At 43.8% G+C, this 24,932-nt stretch carries 23 protein-coding genes; 15 read left to right on the forward strand and 8 right to left on the reverse strand.

The window, feature by feature from the left end; all coding sequences use genetic code 11:
* Positions 1-10: 10 nt before the first annotated feature.
* Positions 11-2,176 (forward strand): zinc piracy TonB-dependent receptor ZnuD, encoded by a 2,166-nt coding sequence (znuD, locus tag BS636_RS07875; RefSeq protein WP_099338261.1) that lies wholly within the window; start codon positions 11-13, stop codon positions 2,174-2,176.
* A gap of 106 nt (positions 2,177-2,282) precedes the next feature.
* Positions 2,283-3,746: a phospholipase D family protein gene (locus BS636_RS07880; RefSeq protein ID WP_099338262.1), complete on the forward strand. Its 1,464-nt coding sequence runs from the start codon at positions 2,283-2,285 to the stop codon at positions 3,744-3,746.
* Between the two features lie 54 nt (positions 3,747-3,800).
* Here the strand turns inward: BS636_RS07880 and BS636_RS07885 are convergent, their stop codons facing one another.
* The 3 genes from BS636_RS07885 to BS636_RS07895 all read right to left on the reverse strand — a co-directional run bounded on the left by BS636_RS07885 (position 3,801) and on the right by BS636_RS07895 (position 7,652).
* Positions 3,801-5,096, reverse strand: a complete 1,296-nt coding sequence (locus tag BS636_RS07885) for a Y-family DNA polymerase (RefSeq protein WP_099338263.1) — start codon at positions 5,094-5,096, stop codon at positions 3,801-3,803.
* A 14-nt stretch (positions 5,097-5,110) separates the two neighbouring features.
* Positions 5,111-5,689 carry a LexA family protein gene (locus tag BS636_RS07890; protein ID WP_099338264.1) on the reverse strand — a complete coding sequence of 193 codons (579 nt, stop codon included), beginning with the start codon at positions 5,687-5,689 and terminating at the stop codon, positions 5,111-5,113.
* A gap of 322 nt (positions 5,690-6,011) precedes the next feature.
* A complete protein-coding gene (locus tag BS636_RS07895; RefSeq protein WP_099338265.1) occupies positions 6,012-7,652 on the reverse strand; it encodes an acyl-CoA synthetase in 1,641 nt (546 codons plus the stop codon).
* 480 nt (positions 7,653-8,132) lie between these two features.
* On the opposite strand from BS636_RS07895, the gene BS636_RS07900 reads away from it, so the two are divergent.
* The 5 genes from BS636_RS07900 to BS636_RS07920 all read left to right on the forward strand — a co-directional run bounded on the left by BS636_RS07900 (position 8,133) and on the right by BS636_RS07920 (position 14,209).
* Positions 8,133-9,413, forward strand: coding sequence for a D-arabinono-1,4-lactone oxidase (locus tag BS636_RS07900; protein ID WP_099338266.1), 1,281 nt, complete (start codon positions 8,133-8,135; stop codon positions 9,411-9,413).
* A gap of 22 nt (positions 9,414-9,435) precedes the next feature.
* Positions 9,436-10,593: an alanine racemase gene (locus BS636_RS07905; protein WP_099338267.1), complete on the forward strand. Its 1,158-nt coding sequence runs from the start codon at positions 9,436-9,438 to the stop codon at positions 10,591-10,593.
* Between the two features lie 238 nt (positions 10,594-10,831).
* Positions 10,832-12,754 (forward strand): threonine--tRNA ligase, encoded by a 1,923-nt coding sequence (thrS, locus tag BS636_RS07910; RefSeq protein ID WP_099338268.1) that lies wholly within the window; start codon positions 10,832-10,834, stop codon positions 12,752-12,754.
* A 59-nt stretch (positions 12,755-12,813) separates the two neighbouring features.
* Complete coding sequence (infC, locus tag BS636_RS07915) at positions 12,814-13,311, forward strand: translation initiation factor IF-3 (RefSeq protein WP_416202893.1); 498 nt, start codon at positions 12,814-12,816, stop codon at positions 13,309-13,311.
* Positions 13,312-13,537: 226 nt separating this feature from the next.
* Complete coding sequence (locus tag BS636_RS07920) at positions 13,538-14,209, forward strand: HAD hydrolase-like protein (RefSeq protein WP_099338270.1); 672 nt, start codon at positions 13,538-13,540, stop codon at positions 14,207-14,209.
* Between the two features lie 46 nt (positions 14,210-14,255).
* On the opposite strand, the gene BS636_RS07925 is transcribed toward BS636_RS07920, so the two are convergent.
* Positions 14,256-14,729, reverse strand: a complete 474-nt coding sequence (locus tag BS636_RS07925) for an Hsp20 family protein (RefSeq protein WP_099338271.1) — start codon at positions 14,727-14,729, stop codon at positions 14,256-14,258.
* A 282-nt stretch (positions 14,730-15,011) separates the two neighbouring features.
* On the opposite strand from BS636_RS07925, the gene BS636_RS07930 reads away from it, so the two are divergent.
* The 3 genes from BS636_RS07930 to BS636_RS07940 all read left to right on the forward strand — a co-directional run bounded on the left by BS636_RS07930 (position 15,012) and on the right by BS636_RS07940 (position 16,437).
* Entirely contained in the window at positions 15,012-15,632 is a 621-nt protein-coding gene (locus tag BS636_RS07930) for a glutathione S-transferase family protein (protein WP_099338272.1), read from the forward strand.
* Between the two features lie 75 nt (positions 15,633-15,707).
* Positions 15,708-15,998: a hypothetical protein gene (locus BS636_RS07935; protein WP_099339629.1), complete on the forward strand. Its 291-nt coding sequence runs from the start codon at positions 15,708-15,710 to the stop codon at positions 15,996-15,998.
* A gap of 16 nt (positions 15,999-16,014) precedes the next feature.
* A complete protein-coding gene (locus tag BS636_RS07940; RefSeq protein ID WP_099338273.1) occupies positions 16,015-16,437 on the forward strand; it encodes a YqaA family protein in 423 nt (140 codons plus the stop codon).
* A 26-nt stretch (positions 16,438-16,463) separates the two neighbouring features.
* Here BS636_RS07940 and BS636_RS07945 read toward each other — a convergent pair whose 3' ends face one another.
* Positions 16,464-17,204: an energy transducer TonB gene (locus BS636_RS07945; protein WP_099338274.1), complete on the reverse strand. Its 741-nt coding sequence runs from the start codon at positions 17,202-17,204 to the stop codon at positions 16,464-16,466.
* A 96-nt stretch (positions 17,205-17,300) separates the two neighbouring features.
* Complete coding sequence (locus BS636_RS07950; protein ID WP_099338275.1) at positions 17,301-18,554, reverse strand: MFS transporter; 1,254 nt, start codon at positions 18,552-18,554, stop codon at positions 17,301-17,303.
* A 231-nt stretch (positions 18,555-18,785) separates the two neighbouring features.
* Between BS636_RS07950 and rpmI the strand changes: the two genes are divergently transcribed.
* Positions 18,786-18,980, forward strand: a complete 195-nt coding sequence (gene rpmI / locus BS636_RS07955; RefSeq protein ID WP_004278281.1) for a 50S ribosomal protein L35 — start codon at positions 18,786-18,788, stop codon at positions 18,978-18,980.
* A gap of 11 nt (positions 18,981-18,991) precedes the next feature.
* A complete protein-coding gene (gene rplT, locus BS636_RS07960; RefSeq protein WP_004647525.1) occupies positions 18,992-19,351 on the forward strand; it encodes a 50S ribosomal protein L20 in 360 nt (119 codons plus the stop codon).
* An 82-nt stretch (positions 19,352-19,433) separates the two neighbouring features.
* On the opposite strand, the gene BS636_RS07965 is transcribed toward rplT, so the two are convergent.
* Entirely contained in the window at positions 19,434-20,459 is a 1,026-nt protein-coding gene (locus BS636_RS07965; protein ID WP_099338276.1) for a hypothetical protein, read from the reverse strand.
* A 159-nt stretch (positions 20,460-20,618) separates the two neighbouring features.
* Here BS636_RS07965 and pheS point away from each other — a divergent pair, with 159 nt between their 5' ends.
* The 3 genes from pheS (at position 20,619) to BS636_RS07980 (ending at position 24,407) form a co-directional block, all read left to right on the forward strand.
* Positions 20,619-21,599, forward strand: a complete 981-nt coding sequence (gene pheS, locus BS636_RS07970) for a phenylalanine--tRNA ligase subunit alpha (protein ID WP_099338277.1) — start codon at positions 20,619-20,621, stop codon at positions 21,597-21,599.
* A 133-nt stretch (positions 21,600-21,732) separates the two neighbouring features.
* Complete coding sequence (pheT, locus tag BS636_RS07975) at positions 21,733-24,114, forward strand: phenylalanine--tRNA ligase subunit beta (protein WP_099338278.1); 2,382 nt, start codon at positions 21,733-21,735, stop codon at positions 24,112-24,114.
* Complete coding sequence (locus tag BS636_RS07980) at positions 24,111-24,407, forward strand: integration host factor subunit alpha (RefSeq protein ID WP_004813003.1); 297 nt, start codon at positions 24,111-24,113, stop codon at positions 24,405-24,407. Before pheT ends, BS636_RS07980 begins: the two co-directional genes overlap by 4 nt.
* 102 nt (positions 24,408-24,509) lie before the next feature.
* On the opposite strand, the gene BS636_RS07985 is transcribed toward BS636_RS07980, so the two are convergent.
* On the reverse strand, positions 24,510-24,797 hold the full coding sequence (locus BS636_RS07985; protein WP_099338279.1) for a hypothetical protein: 288 nt from the start codon (positions 24,795-24,797) through the stop codon (positions 24,510-24,512).
* Between the last annotated feature and the right edge of the window lie 135 nt (positions 24,798-24,932).

Below are 24,932 nucleotides of genomic sequence, written 5' to 3' on the forward strand. Positions count from 1 at the left end.
AGTTTGGGTCATGTCGTTTCATAAGAACTTAATAACACTCTCCATTTTTGCAGTTGTCACGCCAGCTGCCTGGGCACAGCAAGAACAAAATGCTGTGCCGGTACAAACCTTGGAAACTATCCAGATTCAGGCTCATCCTTTGGTACAGACGGCAACCGATTTTGCTGTGGCGGATCAAGTGATTGATCAGAAAGTTCTGGCTGAAGGCGCCACTACTATTGGAGATGCCTTAGCTGGTCAGTTAGGGGTGTATTCCAATCAGTATGGTACTAGTGCCAGTCGTCCCGTCATTCGTGGCCAGGATGGGCCACGGGTAAAAGTATTGCAGCATGCTTCTGAAACTGCAGATGTATCGACTTTATCTCCTGATCATGCGGTAACCGTTGATCCGATTCTGGCGAAACAGGTTGAAGTGATTCGTGGACCTTCAACACTGCTTTATAGTGCGGGAACAGTCGGTGGTCTGGTGAATGTGACTGACCAGAAAATTCCAACCCAAATGCCGGAAGATGATCTGGAAGGTAAAGTTGGACTACGTTACAACTCAGGCAGTGATGAAAAGCTGGCAAGTGCAGGTGTAACCGCAGGTATAGGTGAAAACTTTGCCCTGCGTGTAGAAAGTTCTAAACACAAAGCCAATAACTATATTGCCCCGGATTATTTTCATGATCATGATGGTGAATTAGAAAAAGAGCGTCGTGTGGGAAATACCTTCTCGGAAGGCCAGACTGTAAACATTGGTGGTTCATGGATTCATGACCGTGGTTTTGTCGGCCTGTCTTATAGCAACCGTCAGGATGAATATGGCTTGCCAGGGCATAGTCATGAATACCATGGTTGTGAGTTACACAACGACCATTTTCATTGTCCAAAACCAGATTCAGATCATGAAGATGAACATGATCATGCTGGTGGACCATGGGTGGATTTAAAATCCGAGCGCTATGATTTACGAACCGAGCTTGATCAACCATTTACCGGTTTTGAAAAATTGCGTGCCCATGCCAGCTTTACCGATTATGAGCATGATGAACTCGAAGAAAATGAAGTGGTTAGCAACTTCAAAAGCCGTGGTTATGATGCACGTTTAGAACTGGTGCATGTTCCTGTTGCTGGTTGGGAGGGTGTGATTGGTACACAGTTCAGTCAGCAAAAAATTGATTTAGCTGGCGGAGAAGGTCATGACCACGATGAGCATGAAGATGAAGGCCACGATCATAGTGAACATCATGTTGCACATGAAGGACATGATCACAATATTCTCATGGCCGATACGAATACCAAAAAATATAGCCTGTTTGCTTTAGAGCATAAACAGTTGGGTGATGTGCATCTTGAAGTCGGTGCACGTATTGACCATCAAACTATTGATGTGGAATCTGGGCAAAACAACTATTCAGGTACAGCCTATTCAGCATCTGCTGCAGCGAATTGGGAGTTTGTGCCGAACTATAAACTTTCTATTGTTGGTTCTCATCAAGAACGTTTACCGTTGGCACAGGAACTGTATGCTGATGGGATGCACTTTGCGACCAATACCTTTGAAGTGGGTAACCCAAATATTGATAAGGAAACTTCAAACAACTTAGAACTTGGTTTCCATTATGAAGGAGACAAGCTCAATTATCATGCACATGTTTATCACAACTGGTTTGATGATTATATATATGGTGCAACTGTTGCGAAAAAAGGCAATTTACGTGGTGTCCAATATACCCAAGACAAAGCCCGTTTTTATGGTGCAGAAGCAGAAGGGACTTATGCACTGAATGACACCTATAAGCTGGGTGTATTTGGCGACTATGTGCGTGGCAAGATTGACGGTGAAAATGCACCACGTGTACCAGCAGGCCGTTTAGGTACCAAGGTTGAAGCTGACTTTGCCGATGGCTGGTCAGGTCTGGCAGAGTATTATCATGTATTTAAGCAAGATAAAACGGCTAGCTACCGCAAGGCTCAAGGTGAACGTGTTAGCTACGAAGATGCCACCCAAGGCTACAATATGGTCAATGTTGGTTTAAGCTATGCCAATAGCATTGCTGATAAAAATGCTTATCGTGTCTATCTGAAAGCCAATAACTTACTAGATGATCAGGTCTATTCAAATACCTCTTTCCTGTCGAATATTCCGCAAGTGGGACGTAACTTTACAGTAGGTATCGAGTACGATTTCTAAGGATTTAACTGGTGTAAATAGCTGCATTCCGGCCAAAACACTGAAAATGACTTGAAAAATCATCAGATAAAACCTAGCCTGATTATATTGGGTTAGGTTTTTTTATATGCATATCTTTCAGCGAATTCATAATAAACTAAATTGGTCAGGACGCCGCTATATGGCAGTTATCCTTATATTGCTTGCAATTAGCTATCTGGGTTCAGCGTTATATCACACCTTTAAGCCATTGCCAGATGGCTTGAACTACACGGGCCAATTACGTCATTCAGAAGTGAAGTTTCTGGCAGATCAGACCTATATTGATGCTCAAGGCAAACAGCAACTGGATCATCATATTTTCAAGGAAATGCTGGGCATGATTGAGGAAGCGAAAAGCCTGATCATGCTGGATATGTTCCTGTTCAATACCGAAGTAGGGGAATCCAAGCTGGAACATGAGCAGCTGACCAAAAAGCTTACTGATGCGTTGATTAACAAACGCATTCTCAATCCTGAACTGGAAGTGAAGCTGATTACCGATCCGATCAATTCCGTCTATGGCGGGATTGCACCTGAACATTATCGGGAATTACGTCAACATGGCATCGATGTGATTGAAACGGATTTGACGCCGTTACGTGCTTCCAACCCGATGTGGTCGGGGTTCTGGTATTTGTGCTGTCAGGGTATTGGCAATAATCCGCAGAAAGGCTGGCTGCCAAATCCGTTTGGCGATGAAAAAATTACCCTGCGTACCTATTTCAACCTGCTCAATTTCAAAGCTAATCACCGCAAAACTTTGGTGGTCGACACTGATGATGGCTGGAAAGGTTTGGTCACTTCCATGAATCCACATGATGGCAGTTCACGCCATTCCAATATAGCACTGGTGGTGAAAGGCAAAACAGCACTGGATATTCTGCAGACTGAACAGAGCGTTGGCATGATGTCTGGTGCCAATATGCCTGCAGTGGTTGCTGGTGAGTTTGAAGCGGCGAAAACTGAGCCACAGGCACAGGTACTGACGGAAAAAGGTATTTATGATGCCACCTTGAATCTGATTAATTCTGCGAAAAAAGGCAATCATATCGATCTGGCAGTGTTCTATCTGTCGGAACGCAAAATTATTAAAGCGCTTCTGTCAGCGCATGAACGTGGTGTGCAGATACGTATTCTGTTGGATCCGAACAAGGATGCTTTTGGCCGTCAGAAAAATGGGGTGCCCAACCGTCAGGTAGCACATGAACTGCATCAGGCTGGTATTGATGTACGCTGGTGCAATACGCAAGGCGAGCAGTGTCATAGCAAGATTATCATCAAGCGTAATGGTCAGCAGGCGGAGATGATTTTAGGTTCAGCCAATTTCACTGCTCGTAATCTGAAAAACTATAATCTGGAAACCGATATGCGGGTGGTAGGTTCGCCACAGTCTGCGGTTTTTGTGGATGCCCAGCGTTATTTTGATAGTTCCTGGTCGAATCTGAATGGTCGAAAAGCCAGTCTGGATTATGCAGCTTATCAGGATGACTCGCGCTGGAAATACTGGCTGTACCGTTTTATGGAATGGAGTGGCTGGTCGACGTTCTAAACTTATTTTCACTAGAAAAGGAAGTTGAAATAGCTTCCTCTCTTATTTCTAGATTTACTTAATTTCCAGCAAGCTATCCCATTGGAAATAATTCTGACTAAGCCGATCGCGACTCATATTCCAGTGTCGGTAGGGTAACATACTGGCGCCTAGCCCCAGTTTGCTTCTGCCAAATTTACTCTGAATCTTTTCTAGAGAAGTCATCAGTTGATTCTCTTTCTGAACCTGCTGCATATCTGTAAAAATGTCATAAGTATGTTTGGCTTTGGGTTCCAGACAGGTCAGGATCACACCACACTTTTTAAAGACGATGTCTTTCTGATAAAGCTGATCCACCATCGATACCACAATTTTGGATAATGTCAGCAGATGGTCGGTGGGTTCCGGCAAAGCAAAAGACAGTGATTGATTATAATAAGCCTGTTGTTTATCAAAAGGGTTGGACTGGACAAAGGCAATGACGCAGCCACAAAGCAACCGATCCTGCCTGAGCCGGATTACCGCATCCTGAATATACAGTGACATGGCCTCTTTCAGGTCGTTTAGCTCGGTGACCCGATGCCCAAAGGAGCGGCTGGAGACAATCTGTTTGCGGGCTTCAGGTTGATGTTCTAGTTCTATGCAGGGGATGCCCTGTAATTCCAGTACTGTGCGTTGCAATACTACGGAAAACCGCTTACGGATCATTTCCGGAGAGGTTAGGGCTAGATCAAGCACGCTATAAATATTCATTTGATTGAGTTTTTCTCGCTGACGCCGTCCCACTCCCCAGACTTCGCTAATGTCGGTCTGCTGATATAATAGTTCCAAGGCGCAAGGATCCATCTCTATCAGGTTGCAAACTCCATTAAAATGCTGATGCTTTTTCGCCAGATGATTGGCCATCTTGGCTTCAGTTTTGGTACGGCCAATCCCGATACAGATCGGTAATCCGAGCCATTGCCAGACTCGATTTCGAATGCTTTGCGCAAACTGGTTCAGATCGTACAGTGCAGCATGCGAGCTTAGATTCAGAAAACATTCATCAATTGAATAGATTTCCCGTTCATTCGGCTCGACAAATTCCCCAAGAATCTTCATAAAGCGTCGTGACATTTCTGCATAGAGTGCATAGTTGCTGGACAGCACCTCCACCTGATGCTGCTCGACCAGCTCCTTAATCTGGTAATAAGGCACCGCCATCTTGATACCCAAGTCTTTGGCTTCTTGGGAGCGTGCCACGGCACAACCATCGTTATTAGACAGTAAAATCACAGGACGATTGTTTAGACTAGGATTAAACACCCGTTCGCAGCTGACATAGCAATTATTGATGTCAACCAGGGCAAAAATACGTGGCGGACGATCCATGTGCTGAGCCGTATTTATTTGCGTTTACGGAAAGGCCTAATGACATAGGTCACCACACCCCAGATCATCATCTCCTGACCGTCTTTCAGGTGGATATCGGCATGATCTGGGTTTTCTGCTTTTAGCCAGCGTTCATCATCTTCGATCATCAAGCGTTTTACAGTGAATTCATTGTCAATCAGGGCGACCACGATATCTTCATGCTTGGCCGTGAGGCTGCGATCAACCACCAGTTCATCATTAATATCAATCCCGGCATCGCGCATCGATAGTGAAGCGACCTTAACGATAAAGGTGGCCGCTTCGTTCTTGATGAGGTGTTCATTCATGTCCAGGGTTTTATCGACATAATCCTGGGCTGGGGAAGGGAAGCCGGCAGCAATTTTTTCAGAAGCCAATGGAATTTGCATCTGGGTAATGGGATCAATTGCAGTAATCGAAGCAATATTATCAAAGTATGGTGTACGGCTTTGATTTAAATACTGTTTGATTTCCACGACCCGTGAAGCAGGAATGCGCATCACTTTGGTGGGTTCATCATAAAGTGGTTTACGTCCTGCGCCTTCACGGCTTCCTCCACGACTTGCTGCCATTTGATTATTTCCCCCGAATCAATTGATTAAGTTATAAAATCAAATCTTAATAAATTTTGATTTTGTTTCACAATCAAATAACGATAAGTGGTAGAGAATAAGCGTTTATAAATGAATGAGCTAAGGAGAATTAATTGCCGAAAAGCGATATCAGTGAAACTTCCAGAGGTAAATTTAGAAGAACAAAAAATTAAGAAACTAAAAATAAAAAAACGCTGACAGGAGGAATATTCTGGTCTGGGAACCAGTCTCACTGTCAGCGATAAAAACGAGCAGAAGAATGTATCCTTTACCTTCCCTGCATCAGCACAACGTCAGGTGATTAACTAAATTCACCTGCTGAGCGTTCTTTGGCCCATTCACGTAACACAAATTTTTGCAGCTTGCCGGTCGAAGTTTTTGGAATTTCAGTAATCACCACATCTTTTGGCACTTTGAAGCGCGCCAAATGTTCACGGCAGAATTCAATGATTTCTTCTGGTGTCACTTCGAAGCCTTGTTTTAGCTCGATAAAGGCACATGGCACTTCTTGCCAGCGCGGATCAGGTTTCGCTACGACTGCCGCAGTCAGGATCGCAGGGTGTTGATACAATACTTCTTCAACTTCCAGTGAAGAAATATTTTCACCGCCAGAAATGATCACGTCTTTAGAGCGGTCGGTAATTTTTGCATAACCATCCGGCTGACAAACGGCCAAATCACCAGTATGGAACCAGCCACCGGCAAAGGCCTCTGCGGTCGCTTCTGGATTTTTCAAATAACCTTTCATGACAATGTTGCCACGGAACATGATCTCGCCCAGCGTCTTACCATCATGTGGCACTTCCTGCATGGTTTCAGGATCTAGTACTTTCATACCATCTTGTAGTGGATATGGTACGCCTTGACGTGAATGCAATTGTGCCTGTTCCTGAATCGATAGATCTGACCAACCCGCCTGAGAAGCACATAGTGCAGAAGGGCCATAAGTCTCGGTTAGACCATAGACGTGAGTCACGTTAATACCGATATTACGCATGCCTTCAATGATGGCCGCTGGAGGCGCAGCACCTGCCACCATTACTTCTACGCGATGATCGAACTGGGTTCTTTTCTCCGCTGGCGTATTGATCAACATCGACAGCACGATTGGCGCACCACAGAAATAATCGACTTTGTGTTTGGCAATCAGCTGGAAGATCAGTTCAGGATCGACTTTGCGCAAGCAGATATTGGTCCCGCCATTGGCAGCCATGGTCCAGGCAAAACACCACCCATTACAATGGAATAATGGTAGGGTCCAGAGATAAGTTGCACGTGGCATCATCCCGCAGGCAATGATATTACTTGCCGCATTAATATACGCACCACGATGATGATAAACCACGCCTTTCGGATTACCCGTCGTACCTGAAGTATAGTTCAGGCTGATGGCATCCCATTCATCTTGTGGCAGGTGCCATTCAAAATTGGCATCGCCTTGCGCTAGCCAGGTTTCATATTCAATCTGACCAATGCTGTTGCCAGCTTCTTCATAGTTCTCATCTGCGACATCGATGATATAAATGTCTTGCTTGATCAGGGCCAGCGCTTCCTGCGCAATCGCAGTAAATTCAGGATCGACGAGTAGAACTTTAGTTTCGGCATGTTCTAGCATAAATGCCAAAGTCTTGGCATCTAGACGGGTATTTAAGGTATTGAGTACAGCACCTGCCATCGGAACAGCAAAGTGCGCTTCGATCATGGCTGGGACGTTGGGAAGAAGTACAGAGACGGTATCGTTTTTGCCTACACCCAGTTGTTGCAGCTGATGGGCAAAACGACGACAGCGCTGATAAGTGTCACGCCAGGTGATTTCACGCTGGCCATGAATAATGGCATTCTGGTTGGGATAGATATAGGCCGCACGTTCTAGATAGCGTAAAGGTGAAAGCGCTACAAAGTTTGCTGGTGTGCGTGGTAATTCGTCATATGCACTGACCATTGTTCTACTCCATGAATAAATAATTATTGTGTAATTGCTCTAAATCTAGCAATTTTTATCCATTTTGACATTTATGCTTTAGTCGAGCGTGTGTTACTTGGAATGATTTTTAGAGTCATATATTTGTTTTTATTAAAATTTAATAACTAAAATGAACTGTTAATTTCCATGTCTATCATCAAAATAAATAGAAAAAAGTAGAGCTAGATGAAGATCAGTTTAGAGTTTAACTTCAAAGAGTGAAGCAAGTAGATAAAATTATGGGCTTTTATTTTTGTGGATTAGTGACTGATAAAATCAAATTATTTTGCAAGTATTTATAAAAAAACAAGTTTTACAAATTTACACAGACAAGCGAATTGACTTGTTTCTTCAAATAGCTGCATGATGATTTGTAAATAACAAGATATTCATAACAACAATAATAAAAGCAATTATGCCCGGGTTTTATGCACGCAAACAGGGTAAAAGGAAGTCGCTATGGAGATAGCACAAGCGGAGATGTGGGCCAACTGGTCAGGTTCCCAGCGATCCAGTCCCAGTATTTTTCATCCTTACAGTATCGAGATGCTGCAAGGGCTTGTGCGTGTCTATCCAAAATTACGTGTCGTAGGGGCAGGGCATTCCTTTAGTGCTTTGGCAAAAACCAGTGATGTGCTGGTTTGTCTAGATCAGCTTAAAGGCATGTGTGGCTATGATCGTGAGCAGTGCCGCAGTACCTTTTGGGCTGGAACCCGTTTATATGATGTCGGCGAGAAGCTGACCACCATTGATCAGGCACTGGCAAACCAGGGCGATATTGACCGGCAAAGCCTAGCCGGTGCAATTGCCACAGGAACGCATGGAACCGGGGTGGAGTTACCTTGTCTGTCTGCCTTAGTTTCTGAATTTGAATTGCTGACTGCCGACGGTAACTTGCTGCTTTGTAATCCTAAACGGAATCCTGACATCTTTGCTGCAGGACGTGTGGCATGTGGCAGTCTGGGCATCATGACCCGTATCCAGCTACAGAATCGTCCTATGTACCGGTTGCGGGAACAGATTCGTCTCTGCTCACTGACAGAGCTGTATGCGAACATCGAAAAATGGAAGCATCAGCACCGGCATATAGAATTCTGGGCCTTTACCCATAGCGATAATGTCATCCTCAAAAGTCTAGATGAAACCCAGGAAGACGCACAGGCACGACCGGATGGTTGGATGGATGAAGACTTTATGTTGAACATGTGCTGCGAGCTGACCCGGCTTTGGCCTGGACTGAATCCATGGTTACAACGCCTGTTAAATGTCGCGATCCGACCCTCAACCGTGGTGGACTGGTCTAGCCGTATTTTTCCCAGTGTACGCAATACCCGTTTTAACGAAATGGAATACCAGCTTCCAGTGAAACAAGGTTTAGCGTGTTTTGAAGAAGTGATGGAAGTACTACAGCAGCAGAAGGCGCCAGTATTTTTCCCAATTGAGTTTCGTTATGTGCATGGCGATGACATCTGGTTGAGTCCATTTTATCAGCGGGATTCGGTTTCGATCTCGATACATCAGTTTCATAAACAAGATTATCAGGTGGTTTTTGATCTGGTCGAACCGATTTTCAGAAAATACGGTGGACGCCCACACTGGGGTAAGCTGCATTCGCTGGAAGCCCGACAACTTTGCGAACTCTATCCGAAATGGGATGAGTTTATGCAGTTACGAAAAGCGCTTGATCCACAGGATAAATGGCTCAATCCTTATCTGGAGCGCCTGTTCATTCCATCTTGAATGAACTGAGGAGGAACACAGCATGGTATATGTTGATTATTTTCAGGAACTCCAGAAAAGCCTGCACGAGCAGGGAAATGGACAACCACAACTGATCTTGGATGTGTCTACGCTGGAGCAAAATGTCGACTGGCTACAGCACAAGATCCCAACACATCTGAATCCGCGTCTGGTGGTGAAATCATTAGCCAATTCAATGCTGCTGAAACGTATTGCCAAAGCATTCAACACGCAGTCGTTTATGGTGTTTCACCTTCCGCATGCCGTGCATATTCTGCAAGCCTATAAACAGGCAGATATTCTGATAGGTAAGCCAGTACCCTTGCAGGGGCTGAAAAGCTTTACTGAGAATCAGGCCGAGCATCTGCCAAAAGTACAGTGGCTGATTGATTCAGCGGAGCGTCTAAAAAATTATCTGGCTTATGCGAAGGAGCGGAATCTACAACTGCGGGTCAATCTGGAGATTGATATCGGATTGCATCGTGGTGGTTTATCAGATCTAGAAGAATTTATGCATTGCCTGGCGATGATTAAAAGCCATTCTGAGTATCTGATTTTGAGTGGGCTGATGGGTTATGACGCCCATGTTGCCAAACTGCCCAGTGCCTTATTTCCACCCATTCAGAGCTATCAGAAATCTCAGCAGCATTATAGGAACTTTATTGACGTGATGTGCCAGATGTTGCCTGAACTGGATCTGTCTACGCTTTGTCTGAATGGGGCGGGCAGTGGCACCTTGCATCATCATTTTATCCAAACTGTCTGTAATGATGTGTCCTTCGGTTCCATGCTGCTTAAGCCGATGGATTTTGATCTGGAAGGACTAGAGCCGATGCAGCCTGCTTTATGGATTGCTGCACCAGTATTGAAAGTGCTGGATCAGATTCAGTTGCCGGGTTTGGATCGATTGAAACGTTTTCAGCCGCGGCAGCGGGCAGTATGTATCTATGGTGGCTACTGGCGTGGGAAATGTATCTATCCTTTGGGTGCAAAGCCGCATTTGCTGTATGGGCGCAGCAGCAATCAGGAACTGTTGCAGATTCCATCCAGCTGTCAGATTCAGGTTGATGATTATGTATTTTTCCGACCGGCTCAAAGTGAATCGATTCTGCCACAATTTGCCTCGCTATATGCCTATGAACAGGGGCAATATCAGAAGTGGGAGAATTTTAGAGAATAACAGGGTGAATCACGGTGTTTATTTTCCGAATCATCTCGAATATCTCACAAAGGATTGCTAGCACAGTAGGTTTCCGGCGGAGAAAAAGGGATTAACGGTTTATTAAATGGCCCGAGACGTGTAAAATTCTAGGCGATTTTTTATTTATCCACCGTTTTTATCTTTTGAGGTTCTCCTCGATCATAATCTCGCGGTGACATGCTCCATTGTACGGGGCATCACTCCTTAAGGATTTCATATGCCAATTATCACTTTGCCAAATGGCGATCAAAAACAATTTGATCAAGCCGTATCTGTGATGGAAGTTGCTCAAAGCATCGGTCCTGGTCTAGCAAAAAATACTGTTGCAGGTCGTGTTAACGATCGTTTAGTGGACGCTTGCGATCTAATTACTGAAGACGCAACCCTGCAGATTATTACGCCTAAAGACGAAGATGGTATTCACATCATTCGTCACTCTTGCGCACACTTGGTGGGTCATGCTGTTAAGCAATTGTTCCCAGAAGCAAAAATGGTAATTGGTCCAGTCATTGAAGAAGGTTTCTACTATGACATCTGGATGCCACGTCCATTTACTTTAGATGACATGGCTGCCATCGAAGAGCGCATGAAAAAGCTCATCGACCAAGACTATGATGTCATCAAAAAAATGACACCACGTGATGAAGTGATCAAAGAATTCACTGCACGTGGCGAAGAATACAAATTACGTCTGATTGAAGACATGCCTGAAGAAACACAAATGGGCTTGTACTACCATCAAGACTACCTGGATATGTGCCGTGGTCCGCACGTTCCAAATACCAAATTCTTAAAATCGTTCAAACTGACTAAAATCTCTGGTGCTTACTGGCGCGGTGATGCGAAGAACGAACAGTTGCAACGGATCTATGGTACAGCGTGGGCTGACAAGAAACAGCTAGCAGCTTATATCAAACGTATTGAAGAAGCGGAAAAACGCGACCACCGTAAAATCGGTAAAGCGCTAGACTTGTTCCATATGCAAGAAGAAGCGCCAGGTATGGTGTTCTGGCATCCAAATGGCTGGACCATTTACCAAGTCCTTGAACAATACATGCGTAAAGTTCAGCAAGACAACGGATACCTGGAAATCCGTACACCGCAAGTGGTTGATTTCACGCTTTGGGAAAAATCAGGTCACGCAGCAAACTATGCTGAAAACATGTTTACGACTCATTCTGAGAACCGTAACTATGCCGTGAAACCGATGAACTGTCCTTGTCACGTGCAAGTATTCAACCAAGGTTTGAAATCTTACCGTGATCTTCCAATCCGTCTAGCTGAGTTTGGTTCATGTCACCGTAACGAGCCATCAGGTTCATTACACGGCATTATGCGTGTACGCGGCTTTACTCAAGATGATGCGCATATTTTCTGTACCAAAGAACAAATCGGTACCGAAGTTGCAGACTTTATCAAATTGACACTCGATGTATACAAAGATTTTGGCTTCGAAGAAGTACAAATGAAGTTGTCGACTCGTCCTGAAAAACGTGTGGGTGATGATGCACTTTGGGATATGGCAGAAAAATCTTTGGCTGATGCTTTAGATGCTGCTGGTCTGGAGTGGGAACTGCAACCGGGTGAAGGCGCATTCTACGGGCCGAAGATCGAATTCTCATTGAAAGACTGCTTAGGCCGTGTATGGCAGTGCGGTACCATTCAATGTGACTTTAACTTGCCAGAACGTTTAGATGCATCTTATGTAACTGAAGATAATGACCGTGATCAGCCAGTAATGTTGCACCGTGCAATTCTTGGCAGTTTCGAGCGTTTTATTGGTATACTTATTGAACACTACGCTGGCTTTATGCCACCTTGGTTATCGCCAATTCAAGCGTGTGTCATGAATATTACCGATTCTCAAGCTGAAGCTTGTGAGTCAGTCGTCGCAAAACTTAAAGAAAGCGGTATCCGCGCGATTTCCGACTTGAGAAATGAGAAAATCGGCTTTAAGATTCGTGAACGTACTTTAGAGCGTATTCCTTATCTACTGGTACTTGGGGACCGTGAAGTAGAGGAAGGTACGGTGAATGTCCGTACACGCTCAGGAAAAAATTTGGGTACCATGTCAATCGATGCTTTCGTTGATCTGGTAAAAACAGCCGTAGCCGAACGCGGCCGGTACATTGTGGAGTAACAGCGATTAAACAGCCTGACCGTAATCAACAGGGCGGTAACAAATCAAACCGTCCTGCGTTGAATGATGAAATTCGTGCTAAAGAAGTCCGTCTTGTAGACGAAAATGGTGAGCAAAAAGGTATTGTAAGCTTAGCTGAAGCCTTACGTGCTGCAGAAAGTGTTGAGCTTGATCTTGTTGAGATCGTAGCGAATGCTGAGCCACCTGTTTGTAAAATCATGGACTTTAACAAGCATTTGTTTGATCTTAAACAAAAGCAGAAAGAAGCGAAGAAAAAACAACATCAAGTACAGGTGAAAGAAATCAAGCTACGCCCTGGTACTGATGTCGGTGATTACAACGTAAAACTACGTGCAATTATCAAGTTCCTTGAAGAAGGCAACAAGGTAAAAATCACGCTTCGTTTCCGTGGTCGTGAGATGGCTCACCAACAATTGGGTCTGGCTCAATTACAAAAAATTGAAGCTGACGTAGCTGAAATTGGTGTAGTTGAACAATCTCCAAAAATGGAAGGCCGTCAAATGGGTATGCTACTTGGTCCTAAAAAGAAAAAGTAAGCACTCATTGAGCGAAAAAAGCCCTGCAATTGCAGGGCTTTTTTTATAGCTGAAAAAAAACGATAAATTTCTGCTATCAATCTAAAGCCGAAAAAAACAACTAAACTATGACGCATTATTTGTGCTGAAATCATTTTGATCAGGATTGAATTGATACACATCACAAATATGAAATAGAGAACAGATACATTTTAAAAATTGGCATGAATTGCTGGATGATTGCCTTATGGCGTTTTTACATAATCCCCCTGTACCGTATCAACTGGTGATTTTCGATGTAGATGGTACCTTGGTTGATTCTTTTGAACAGTTTATTGAGCTGCTCAACCACTTTGCCGGTAAATATCGCTATGCCTTAATGCATAAAGATCAGGTTGAACATCTCAGGGCTTTGCCACCACGACAGATCCGTCGAGCACTCAATCTATCCATGTTTCAGACCTTTCGCTTGATGTATGACTGTAAACGAGAGATGCGACGTAGTGGCAAGACGCCAGAATTGTTTGATGGAATTGCGGATCTGCTGCATCAGCTTAAACAGCAGGGGGTTCGCCTGGCCATTGTCACTTCAAATACACCAAATAATTGCCGGAAGTATTTAGGTAGCGAACTGCTTCAACTATTTGACTGGGTCGAAACCAATGCTTCAATTTATGGCAAGGCCAAACAGATTAGAAAAATTGCGCAGCAATCTAAATTGCGTCCAGAGCTGGTCATTTATATTGGCGATCAGATTATTGATGTAGAGTCAGCTCATCGCAATGGGATTACTGTCGCTGCAGTGACTTGGGGATTTAATAGTGAATCAGCCTTGATTGCTCATCAGCCGCATTATCTGATTCATACAGTTCAGCAATTAGAAAGCCTGTTATTAACCGTACAATCCAGACTGGCCTAAAAATAAGGAAAGGCCCCGAAGGGCCTTTTCAGAATGTTCTGTGTGCTTATTCCGCATTGACTGTTTTTTCAGTCACTTCTTCCGGATTTTCTAGCAACAATTTTTTGCCAATCGGAATTTGTCTTGGCAATTTTTCTTCCGGAATGACACGTTGCAGGTCAATCACCAGCAGGCCGTTGGCATAATCCGCTTGTTGAACTTCAATATGTTCATCCAGACGCAGTGACAGTTTAAAAGCACGACGTGCAATGCCTTTATGTAAATACTCAGTACCTTCAGTCTGAATGGCTTCAGGTTTTCCAGAAATGGTTAGCAAGCGATTTTCAAGAGAAATGCTCAATTCTTCCTGATTAAAACCAGCGGTTGCCACCACAATACGGTAACGGTTTTCACCGTGTTTTTCGATATTGTATGGCGGATAATTTGGAGCATCGCTCTGCATAGCGTAATCAATGAAATCGTTCAGACGATCAAAGCCAATACTACGGCGGAATAATGGATGAAGATTGATATTGCTCATAATTAGAACCTCCTGAGGTCAGCAAAGTTTTAAAAATAAGGAAACACATCTGTCATGATCATCATCGACAGGGCAAAAGATGAAGGGATCATCCTTATGCAGAAATAAATATGTGTTCAGGCCGAAAATTTTCAAGGAATTTGAGGGAGATTTTTAATAAAACCATATTAATTTATTGAAATTAAATTAAAAATTATTTTATAAAGCTTTGCTTGTTGTTTTTGATCAGATCCATTATTTTGTTAAAACACCATAATAAAGGTGTATGGAGCATAGGCACGAATGATTGATTTATATTATTGGGGTACACCCAACGGCCATAAGATTACAATCGCATTAGAAGAAATGGGGCTGCCTTATCAGATCTTTCCAATCAATATTCTGGAAAATGATCAGTTTCAGCCAGACTTTCTGGCAATCTCACCAAACAACAAAATTCCAGCTATAGTTGATCAGGATGGACCAAACCATCAGTCGATTTCAATCTTTGAATCTGGTGCCATCTTGCAGTATCTGGGACGTAAAACCGGTCTGTTTTATCCAACGGATGAAATTAAGCGGATTCACGTGGAACAATGGTTGATGTGGCAAATGGGTGGATTAGGCCCGATGCTGGGACAGAACCATCATTTCAGTCGCTTTGCGCCAGAGCGAATTCCTTATGCGACCGAGCGCTATGTAAATGAAACCAAGCGCTTATATGGTGTGCTGGATAAACAGCTGGTTGGTCAGGACTATGTCGCGGGTGAATATTCAATTGCAGATATGGCAATTTTCCCGTGGTTACTGCGTTATGAGTGGCAAGGTATTGATCTGGCGAATTATGCTGAAGTCAGTCGATATATTGAGCGTATGAAGGCACGTCCTGCAGTGCAAAAAGCATTAGCGATTCAGGTCAGTTAATCTGCTGTTGTTATGTTAAGATGTGCAAAAGCTATTAAAACCACCGATTCAGGTGGTTTTTTATTGGATATGAGCATGAAAGCATTTTTCCTGAACTTCACTCGAATTGTGGAAACCAATCCTCGAATTTACTGGAGCATTATCTTTGGTCTGGCTGCCTGTTTAGCCTTATTTGTAACTGAGATTGTGCATATTCAGATGGTGATTAATGAATTGAATACCAAGGATCAAAATGTATTGGCTGAGGCGATTTTGCCGCTGGCAACCAAATATAAATGGTCCCGTATATTTGCGATAGTGGTCGCTATTTTCTGGTCAACTATGGAATATTGGAAAGCCAAAAAACAGTTGGGTTTGACACGCTAAATTTTGGATCATCGAGATGGCATTGCTGATCCTGTTTCTGTCTGCCTTTGGTGCAGCGACTTTATTGCCTTTGCAGTCAGAAGCGGTATTGCTGGGACTGTTAGTTAATAGTAGCTATTCAGCTTTTGTGCTGATCGCAGTTGCCAGCGTAGGCAATATTCTGGGCTCTTGTGTGAACTGGTATTTAGGCCTGAAGATTGAGCAATATAAAGACCGAAAATGGTTTCCTGTATCTGAACCGCAGATGCAAAAAGCACAAGGGATTTACCAGAAATATGGCTATTGGTCTTTGCTGTTGAGTTGGGTACCAATCATTGGTGATCCTATTACCTTAATTGCAGGACTGCTTAAAGAAAACTTTGCTCGATTCTTACTGATCGTCAGCATTGCGAAAGTTGGACGCTATCTGTTTATCTATCTGGCCTATAGCATGATTTAAAAAAGAGGCTTATAGCCTCTTTTTATTTATTTGCATTCATTCAGCTTAAACTGAATTTCATCCTTAAAGCTGGATGGTTTATACAGCCATAAGGTACTTGCTCGACGTTTGGTGCGGATTTGTGAACCTTTTAAGGCATTCGTCACTTGCTGATTCAATTGATAAATGCCTGAGCCTTTTTTGATATTGACCTTTTTAATCTCGCCTTTGCTATTAGCTTTAATCTGGAATTCTACTTTGCGGTCATATTCATTCAATAAATCTGTATCGACATTGAGTTCCGGTTGATTCACATATTGGAATTTGGTTTTTTGATGCTTTTGCTGTGCCTGCCAATTTTTAGAATTAAAACTGTACTCACAAAATTCCTGATCTTGCTCAGTCAGTTTCAAGTTAAACACCTGATAGCCAATAATCGGTAATGCTATTTTATTTTCAATATGTGGTTTAACCTCAGCTGATTTCACGGCATTGAGTAGCAGCTGATCCAGTTGAGGGTAACCAGTACTGTCCTGTATGGTAGCCTGTTTAATTTGACCGTGTTCATTGGCATAGATGCGTACTACTGCAGAACGGTCCTGACCTTTTAAATCTTCATTGCTGTATTTTGGTTTGGGAAACTTGCGCCATTCAATGCGTGTCGTCAAATGCGTTGGCTGTACATCAATAGTCTGTGTGGGTAATTGATGTGCTTTTTTTATTGATGCGCTATAACTTGCTGCGAAAGGGAAGCCCATCAATAGGGACATACACAGAATACGTTTCATAAGTTTCAATCTTGAATCAAGCTAAGAAGATGGCCAATTTTGAAGCGCAGTATTTCCTGAATTAGAAATACTGGCAAGTACCTCATTCAAAATAAGTTATTTTTCTGTCCCTTTATTAATGTCAATCGAAAATAAATCCCGGGTTTTGGCCCAGCTGATCGCTACCACAGCCAAGGTCATGCAGCCACCAAATACAGTGGCCATGGCTGCGCCCATATATTTGGCAGCAAGTCCCGACTCAAAGGCACCAAGTTCATTACTCGAAGAAACAAACATGCCATTTACGGCTGCAACACGGCCACGCATGTTCTCAGGTGGATAGATCTGCAAAATAGTCTGACGCACCACCACAGAGATACTGTCACATGCACCGGTCATCGCCAAAGCAAATAGCGATAGCCAGATATTGCTCGAGAAGGCAAACAGCAAGGTAAAGGCACCAAAGCCTGCGACAGCCAGCAGCATATTACGCCATGCATTTTGCGTTGGCGGAATTTTGGTAAGCGCGATCATTGTCACCAAAGCACCGATAGAAGGCGCAGCACGCAGATAGCCCAATCCTTCCGGACCAATTTTAAGAATGTCTTCGGCAAAGATCGGCAATAAGGCAATCACACCACCAAACAATACAGAAACCAAGTCTAGAGAAATGGCCCACAGGACAATTTTGGTATTCCAGATAAAACGGAAACCATCTCCCAGACTGCGCCACAAATTTTCAGTTTCAATTTTTGGGAAGCTACGTTTTTGTAGCAAGTTCACCAAAATAAAACAGATCGAAACCAGGATTGCTACGCTAAACAGGCTGGTTTCACGTCCGAGAAAAGCCAGCATGAATCCACCCAGCATCGGACCGATAATGACAGCACTTTGCCAGCCAATCGTGGTCCAGGTCGCACCGTTAGCATACAGCTTACGTGGAATTAGAAAGGGTTTGAGTGAAGTAGCAGAAGGATTATAAAAACCACGGATCGTGCCCAAGCTAAAAATCACCGCATAAATACCCCAAGCCAGAGAGTTGGTCGTGATTTGTCCCAAGCCATGAGCATGAAACAGTGACCAGAGAATCAAAGGGGCAGGGATAGCGAAGAATAAACAGATTTTCATGATAGTCTGTTTATTAAAACGATCTGCGAAATAACCGCCCCAAAGAGACAGGCTAATAAAGGGAATCGCTTCTGCCAGACCGATCAGACCTAACGTCAACGGATCTTTGGTAATCTGATACAGCGAATACGCCACAATAATTTCCTGAATTAATATGGCGAGGGTCAGACAGAACTGATTGAGAGTGACGATGAAAAAATCACGATAGCGCAGGGCTGCAAATGCATCATGTGCAGGAGTCATAAGCTTTTTTTATTTGAAAGGTGGGCAGATTATAAAAGGCTTGGATCAGGATGCTTAGTATTTCATCGCGCAATACTTATGGGAAATAGGACTAAGCACCAGTCATCTATCTTTTAGTTTCAATACTGCTTTTGTTTTAAACAAAGATGCATTAGAATATCGGCTCCCTTACCTGCAGGGCGTCTTTGCAATGGTGCAGACGTGCCGAACAGGTGTTCAAAAGAGGTTGTTATGCCTAAGATGAAAACTCGCCGTGGTGCAGCTAAACGCTTCAAAGCGACTGCTAACGGTTTTAAGCGTAAACAAGCGTTCAAACGCCACATTTTGACCAAAAAATCTGCTAAGCGTATTCGTCAATTGCGCGGCTGTGTAATGGTTCACGTAAGTGACGTTGCTTCAGTTCGTCGTATGTGCCCGTACATCTAAGGAGATTATAAATGGCTCGTGTAAAACGTGGTGTACAGGCTCATCGCCGTCACAAAAAAATTCTTGCTCGCGCTAAAGGTTACTATGGTGCTCGTTCACGCGTTTACCGCGTAGCGTTCCAAGCGGTAATCAAAGCTGGTCAATATGCTTACCGTGACCGTCGTCAGAAGAAACGTCAATTCCGTGCTCTATGGATTGCGCGTATCAATGCTGGTGCTCGTCAAAATGGTTTGTCGTACAGCCGTATGATCGCTGGCTTGAAAAAAGCTCAAGTGATTATCGACCGTCGCGTACTTGCTGACATTGCTATGCATGACGCAGTTGCGTTTGCTGCTTTAGCTTCTAAAGCTAAAGATGCATTGGCTGCATAAGTCTTTAAGGCTTAAAAAAAGACCGCTTTTAGCGGTCTTTTTTTATCTCTGTCTTTTTATATTTTGAACTTCAAATCAGTCTTTAAAGTCCAAAATAATAACCAATCAAACAGATAATTACCGTAATAATAATCAAAGTAATGACATTACCTGAATTGGATTTCGCTGCATCATGATGAGGCTTATGCGCTTTAGATGGTTTGGTCGCATGTTCTTCAGTCTTCATGCCAACAAATGGATCGGCACTGATTTTTGGACTCAGTTTGGCAGTCTGATAATGATTCGCGACTTTGACAATAAACTTGGCTTTTAGGTCATCCAGCTTTTGCGCAAAATGACGCAGATCAAGTTGTTGATCTGGTGTCAGCACTTCACCATTTTCATTATAAGGTTGCTGAATTTTGCTTTGAATCAGTTCTTCTAGCCCATCTAGACGGTATAGCATGTCATGGGCAAAATCAGCCGCATAATCAGTTGGCAATAAGGCAAGTTTATTACCGATGCCTGTGTCAGCAGTAGGGGAAACCCCATAATACGGTTGTCCAAGCTGAACGGGTTGAACAAAACCTTGCGCAAACCTGGTATCAAATAATTCATGATCCATAAAGACCTGAATGTCATCCCAATTTGGCTGTTCCAGATCAGCAAGTACACGTCGGGCCAGTTTGCTGTTCAGTTCATATTGCCAAAAGGTTTCCTGACGTAGAGAAGATCGCTGTGCAGCAGGTGCTTCATAGTCATTGTCTGCGGTATACCATTCCGGTAATTCCTTGCCAATAATCCAGGCATTTTTTTTCTGGGCCTCATGGCTGACAATGAAATATTCAAAGGGCAGCAGCTCAACATTGACATTGGGATTTTGCTCATCCTCAAGCAGAGTAGAGCGATGCAGACTTAGGCGCTGCACGCCTTGTTTCTTTAAGCCTTCCAGCCAGACCTGAAAATGCTGGGCCAAAAGATGCTGTGAAATCAGATCACGAAAGGCAAATTGATGCTGATTAAAGATGGAATGCTGAAGCCAGCGATTGAAACTTAAGTCCTGAGCCAGGTACTCATTTCCATATGTCACTAAAGTAAGTTGCTGTTTCCAAATCTGATCGATTGCCATAATGATTTGATCTAATTGATATCATGCTTATTTTATACTTTTTATTTTTGAATCTGCCAATCTAATTTTCATTGCACGCTATCTTCATCAACGTGCCTAAAAACTGTTAGAATACGGGGTTTTTAAAAATATTTCTAACCTGTTGCTTTGAGAGTTACTATGTCACTGGAAGCCCTGACCACTGAAGCGCTCGCTGCGATTGCAGCAGCTCAAGACCTTGCTGCACTTGATCAAGTACGAGTGCAATTTACGGGGAAAAAAAGCCAGCTCGCGGAACAATCTAAGTCGCTGGGTAAAATGGATCCGGAACAACGTAAAGAATTCGGTGCAAAAATCCATGCTGTACGTGAAGCGATTACAGGTGCACTGACAGCACGTCAGGCAGAACTGCAAAAAGCTGCGCTGGAGCAAAAGCTTGCCAGCGAAACAATTGATATTACATTACCCGGTCGTGGCCAGCAGGTGGGCAGTATCCACCCAGTGACCCAAGTACAGGACCGTATCTGCCAGTTCTTTACCAAAGCAGGTTTTACCGTGGCAACTGGCCCGGAAGTTGAAGATGACTATCACAACTTCGAAGCTCTGAACATTCCAGGTCATCACCCTGCACGTGCCATGCACGATACTTTCTACTTTGATGTGAACCATCTGCTACGTACGCATACTTCTGGTGTGCAGATCCGCACTATGGAAACTCAGCAGCCACCAATCCGTATCGTGTGCCCAGGCCGTGTATACCGTTGTGACTCGGATCAAACGCATTCACCAATGTTCCATCAGATCGAAGGTTTATACGTTGCTGAAAATACGAGCTTCGCTGAATTGAAAGGTTTACTGGTGAACCTGCTAAATGAATTCTTTGAAAAAGATTTGAAAGTGCGTTTTCGTCCGTCTTATTTCCCGTTCACTGAGCCAAGTGCTGAAGTGGACATCATGGATGAGCGCGGCAAATGGCTGGAAGTTTTGGGTTGCGGTATGGTGCATCCGAATGTACTTCGCGCTGCGGGCATTGATCCGGACAAATACAAAGGCTTTGCTTTCGGTCTGGGTGTAGAACGTTTTGCAATGCTGCGTTATGGCATTAATGACTTGCGTATGTTCTACCAAAACGATGTGCGTTTCTTACGCCAGTTTGCTTAAAGAATTTATTAAACCTCTCCCTGACCTTTCCTAAAAGGAGAGGGGTAGTCCTTAGGTGACTCAGGGTTCTCCCCCTTTGTAAAAGGGGGAGTTAGAGGGGGATTTAAAAGATTAATTTATAGGTTTTAAAGAAATGAAAATTAGCGAAAATTGGTTGCGCACATGGGTTAACCCAGCCATCGACAGCGAAAAATTATCTGACCAACTGACTATGTTGGGTCTGGAAGTGGATGAGCTTGCACCAGCAGCAAAACCATTTACTGGCGTTGTGGTAGGCGAAGTGCTGACTGTAGAGCAACACCCGGATGCAGACCGTTTACGTGTAACGACCGTGAACATTGGTTCAGGTGAGCCATTACAAATTGTATGTGGCGCGCCAAACGTACGTGCGGGTATGAAAGCACCAGTTGCGACGATCGGTGCAGTATTGCCAGGTGATTTCAAAATCAAAAAAGGCAAACTTCGTGGTGTTGAATCACAAGGGATGCTATGCGGCGCTTCAGAAATCGATCTTGAAGACAAAATTGATGGTCTGTTAGAGCTTCCTGCAGATGCACCAGTCGGTGTCAATGTTCGTGAATATCTGGATCTTGATGACAACGTGATTGACATCAGCATCACACCTAACCGTGGTGACTGTTTCAGCATTCGCGGGATTGCACGTGAAATTGGTGTGATCAACCAGTTGCCGGTGACTGCACCTGAAATTAAAGAAGTCGCAGCGACACTTGCTGATGAGAAGAAAGTCGTTGTTGAAACTGAAGGTTGTCCACGTTATTTAGGTCGTGTGATCAAGAACGTCAATACTAAAGCACCAACCCCTGAATGGATGGAACGTGCATTGGTACGTGCCGGTATCCGTCAGCACAGTATTCTGGTCGACATCACCAACTATGTATTGATGGAACTGGGTCAACCATTGCATGCCTTTGATGGCGGTAAGGTTCAAGGTTCAGTACATGTACGTCAAGCGACTGCAGGTGAAAAACTTGTTCTATTAAATGAACAGGAGGTTGAACTGCAAGATAATGTTATGGTGATTGCAGATGACGAAAAAGCTTTAGCGATTGCCGGCATCATGGGTGGCTTGTCTTCATCTGTTACTGATGAAACTACCGAAATCTTCCTAGAGTCTGCTTTCTTTGCTCCATTGCATATTGCGGGTCGTGCACGTAGCTTTGGCTTGCATACTGATGCTTCACAACGCTATGAACGTGGTGTTGATTTCGAACTACCAATGATTGCAATGCATCGTGCATCTCAACTCATTGCAGAACTTGCAGGCGGTGAGTTTGGTCCAATCACTGTCGCTGAAAATTCAGCAGTATTGCCAAAGCGTGAAGCGATTAAGCTTGAACAAGCACAAGTGGATCAGCTGTTAGGTTATACAGTTGAATCAGATTTCATTACTGATGCTTTAACACGTTTAGGCTGTGAAGTGACTGTGAAAGCTGAAGGTCAATGGTTAGTAGTTCCTCCATCTCATCGTTATGATATGGCGATCTACCAAGACCTGATCGAAGAAATTGCCCGTATTCACGGTTATGACAACATTCAAATCAGCCTGCCTGTCATTGATGTGAAATTGGCAAAATATGAAGACCAGTTTGAATTGGCTCAACTTCGTCAAACCGCAGTGACTTTAGGTTATCAAGAGGCGATCAGCTTCAGCTTTGCTGACCTGAAACTGGAAAAACAACTGAACCCTGCAGTAAATCCATTGGCATTGGCAAACCCAATCTCAAGCGATCTTGCTGTCATGCGTTCAACCTTGCTGTCTAGCCTGATTCCATGCGTACAGTACAACGTGAATCGTCAGCAGAACCGTGTGCGTTTCTATGAACTTGGTTTGTGTTTTGATTATCAAGATGCTGCATCAATTCATGACCTGAAACAGATTCCAACTTTTGCTTTGATTGCGACAGGTTCGCGTACCAATGAATCATGGCATGGTAAACCACAGCCAATGGATTTCTTCGACTTTAAAGGTGATGTTGAGGAAATTCTGGCAGCCGCCCGTCTGAATGTGGAATATGTACGTTCTGAACGTAGCTGGTTACATCCTGGTCAATCTGCTGAAATTCTGGTGGATGGTCAGTCTATTGGTTACCTAGGTCGCCTACATCCATCGCTAGAAGATGAGCTTGATTTAGCAACCACTTGGGTTGCTGAACTGGATCAAAAAGCCGTTTTGCAAACTTATGTATCTAATTTTACAGAATTATCACGTTTTCCGTCGGTTCGACGTGATATTGCGCTTTTAATTAGTGATAAGATTAATGTTAGCGAAATTCAGAGACTTATCGAAAAGACTGGCGGTGAACTCCTGGAGTCAACCTGGTTATTCGATGTGTACACTGGACAAGGGGTAGAAGAAGGCAAGCGTTCTCTTGCATTTGCTCTTCTCTGGCAGCATCCAACCCGTACCTTGGAAGATGCTGAAATTAAATCAGGCATGGATAATATCCTGCAAGTGTTGGAAAACACTTACCAAGCGACATTGAGGGCTTCATGACAGCACTAACTAAAGCAGAGATGGCTGATCATTTAAGTGAGCTCACGAGTTTAAACCGTCGTGAAGCAAAACAAATGGTCGAGTTGTTCTTCGACGAGATTAGCCAAGCGCTAATCTCGGGTGAACAAGTAAAACTATCAGGTTTCGGTAATTTTGAGTTGCGTGATAAGCGTCAACGTCCTGGCCGAAATCCAAAGACCGGTGAAGAAATTCCGATTTCTGCCCGCCGTGTTGTAACCTTCCGTGCGGGACAGAAGTTCCGTCAACGTGTAGGAACTGAGCAGGTCAATTGATCTGCTTTTTTCTTTACAGGAGTGCCTTTAGAAATTCCGGTTTCTACAGGCATAAAAAAAGAGAGCCAATGGCTCTCTTTTTTGTACTGAATAATCGTTAGATTATTGAGCAGCAGCTTCAGAAGCAGCAGTAGCGTCAGCAGCAGCGTCAGTAGCAACAGCAGCAGCAGCGTTAGCTTCTTCAGCAGCAGCAGCGTCAGAAGCAGCAACTTCAGAAGTAGCTTCTACAGCAGCAGCGTCAGCAGCAGCTTCAGCTTCAGATGCAGCTTCTACAGCTTCAGATGCAGCTTGGTTAGCGTCAGCAGCAGCATCTTCAGTTTTTTTAGCACAACCAACGAAAGCTAAAGTAGTAGCAACTGCAGCAGCAATAGCGATTTTTTTGAATAACATGGCATCACTCTCTAAAATTTGAGATTAAAAAATAACCGACGTTAGCCTGTTGTGTGCTTTTATTATTCCTAATTGTGTTAGGTACTAACAACGCAGGAGCAGTCTAACTGGTCTGCAAATATGCTATCACTGCGC

This window comes from Acinetobacter sp. LoGeW2-3, assembly GCF_002688565.1.
Taxonomy (GTDB): Bacteria; Pseudomonadota; Gammaproteobacteria; order Pseudomonadales; family Moraxellaceae; genus Acinetobacter.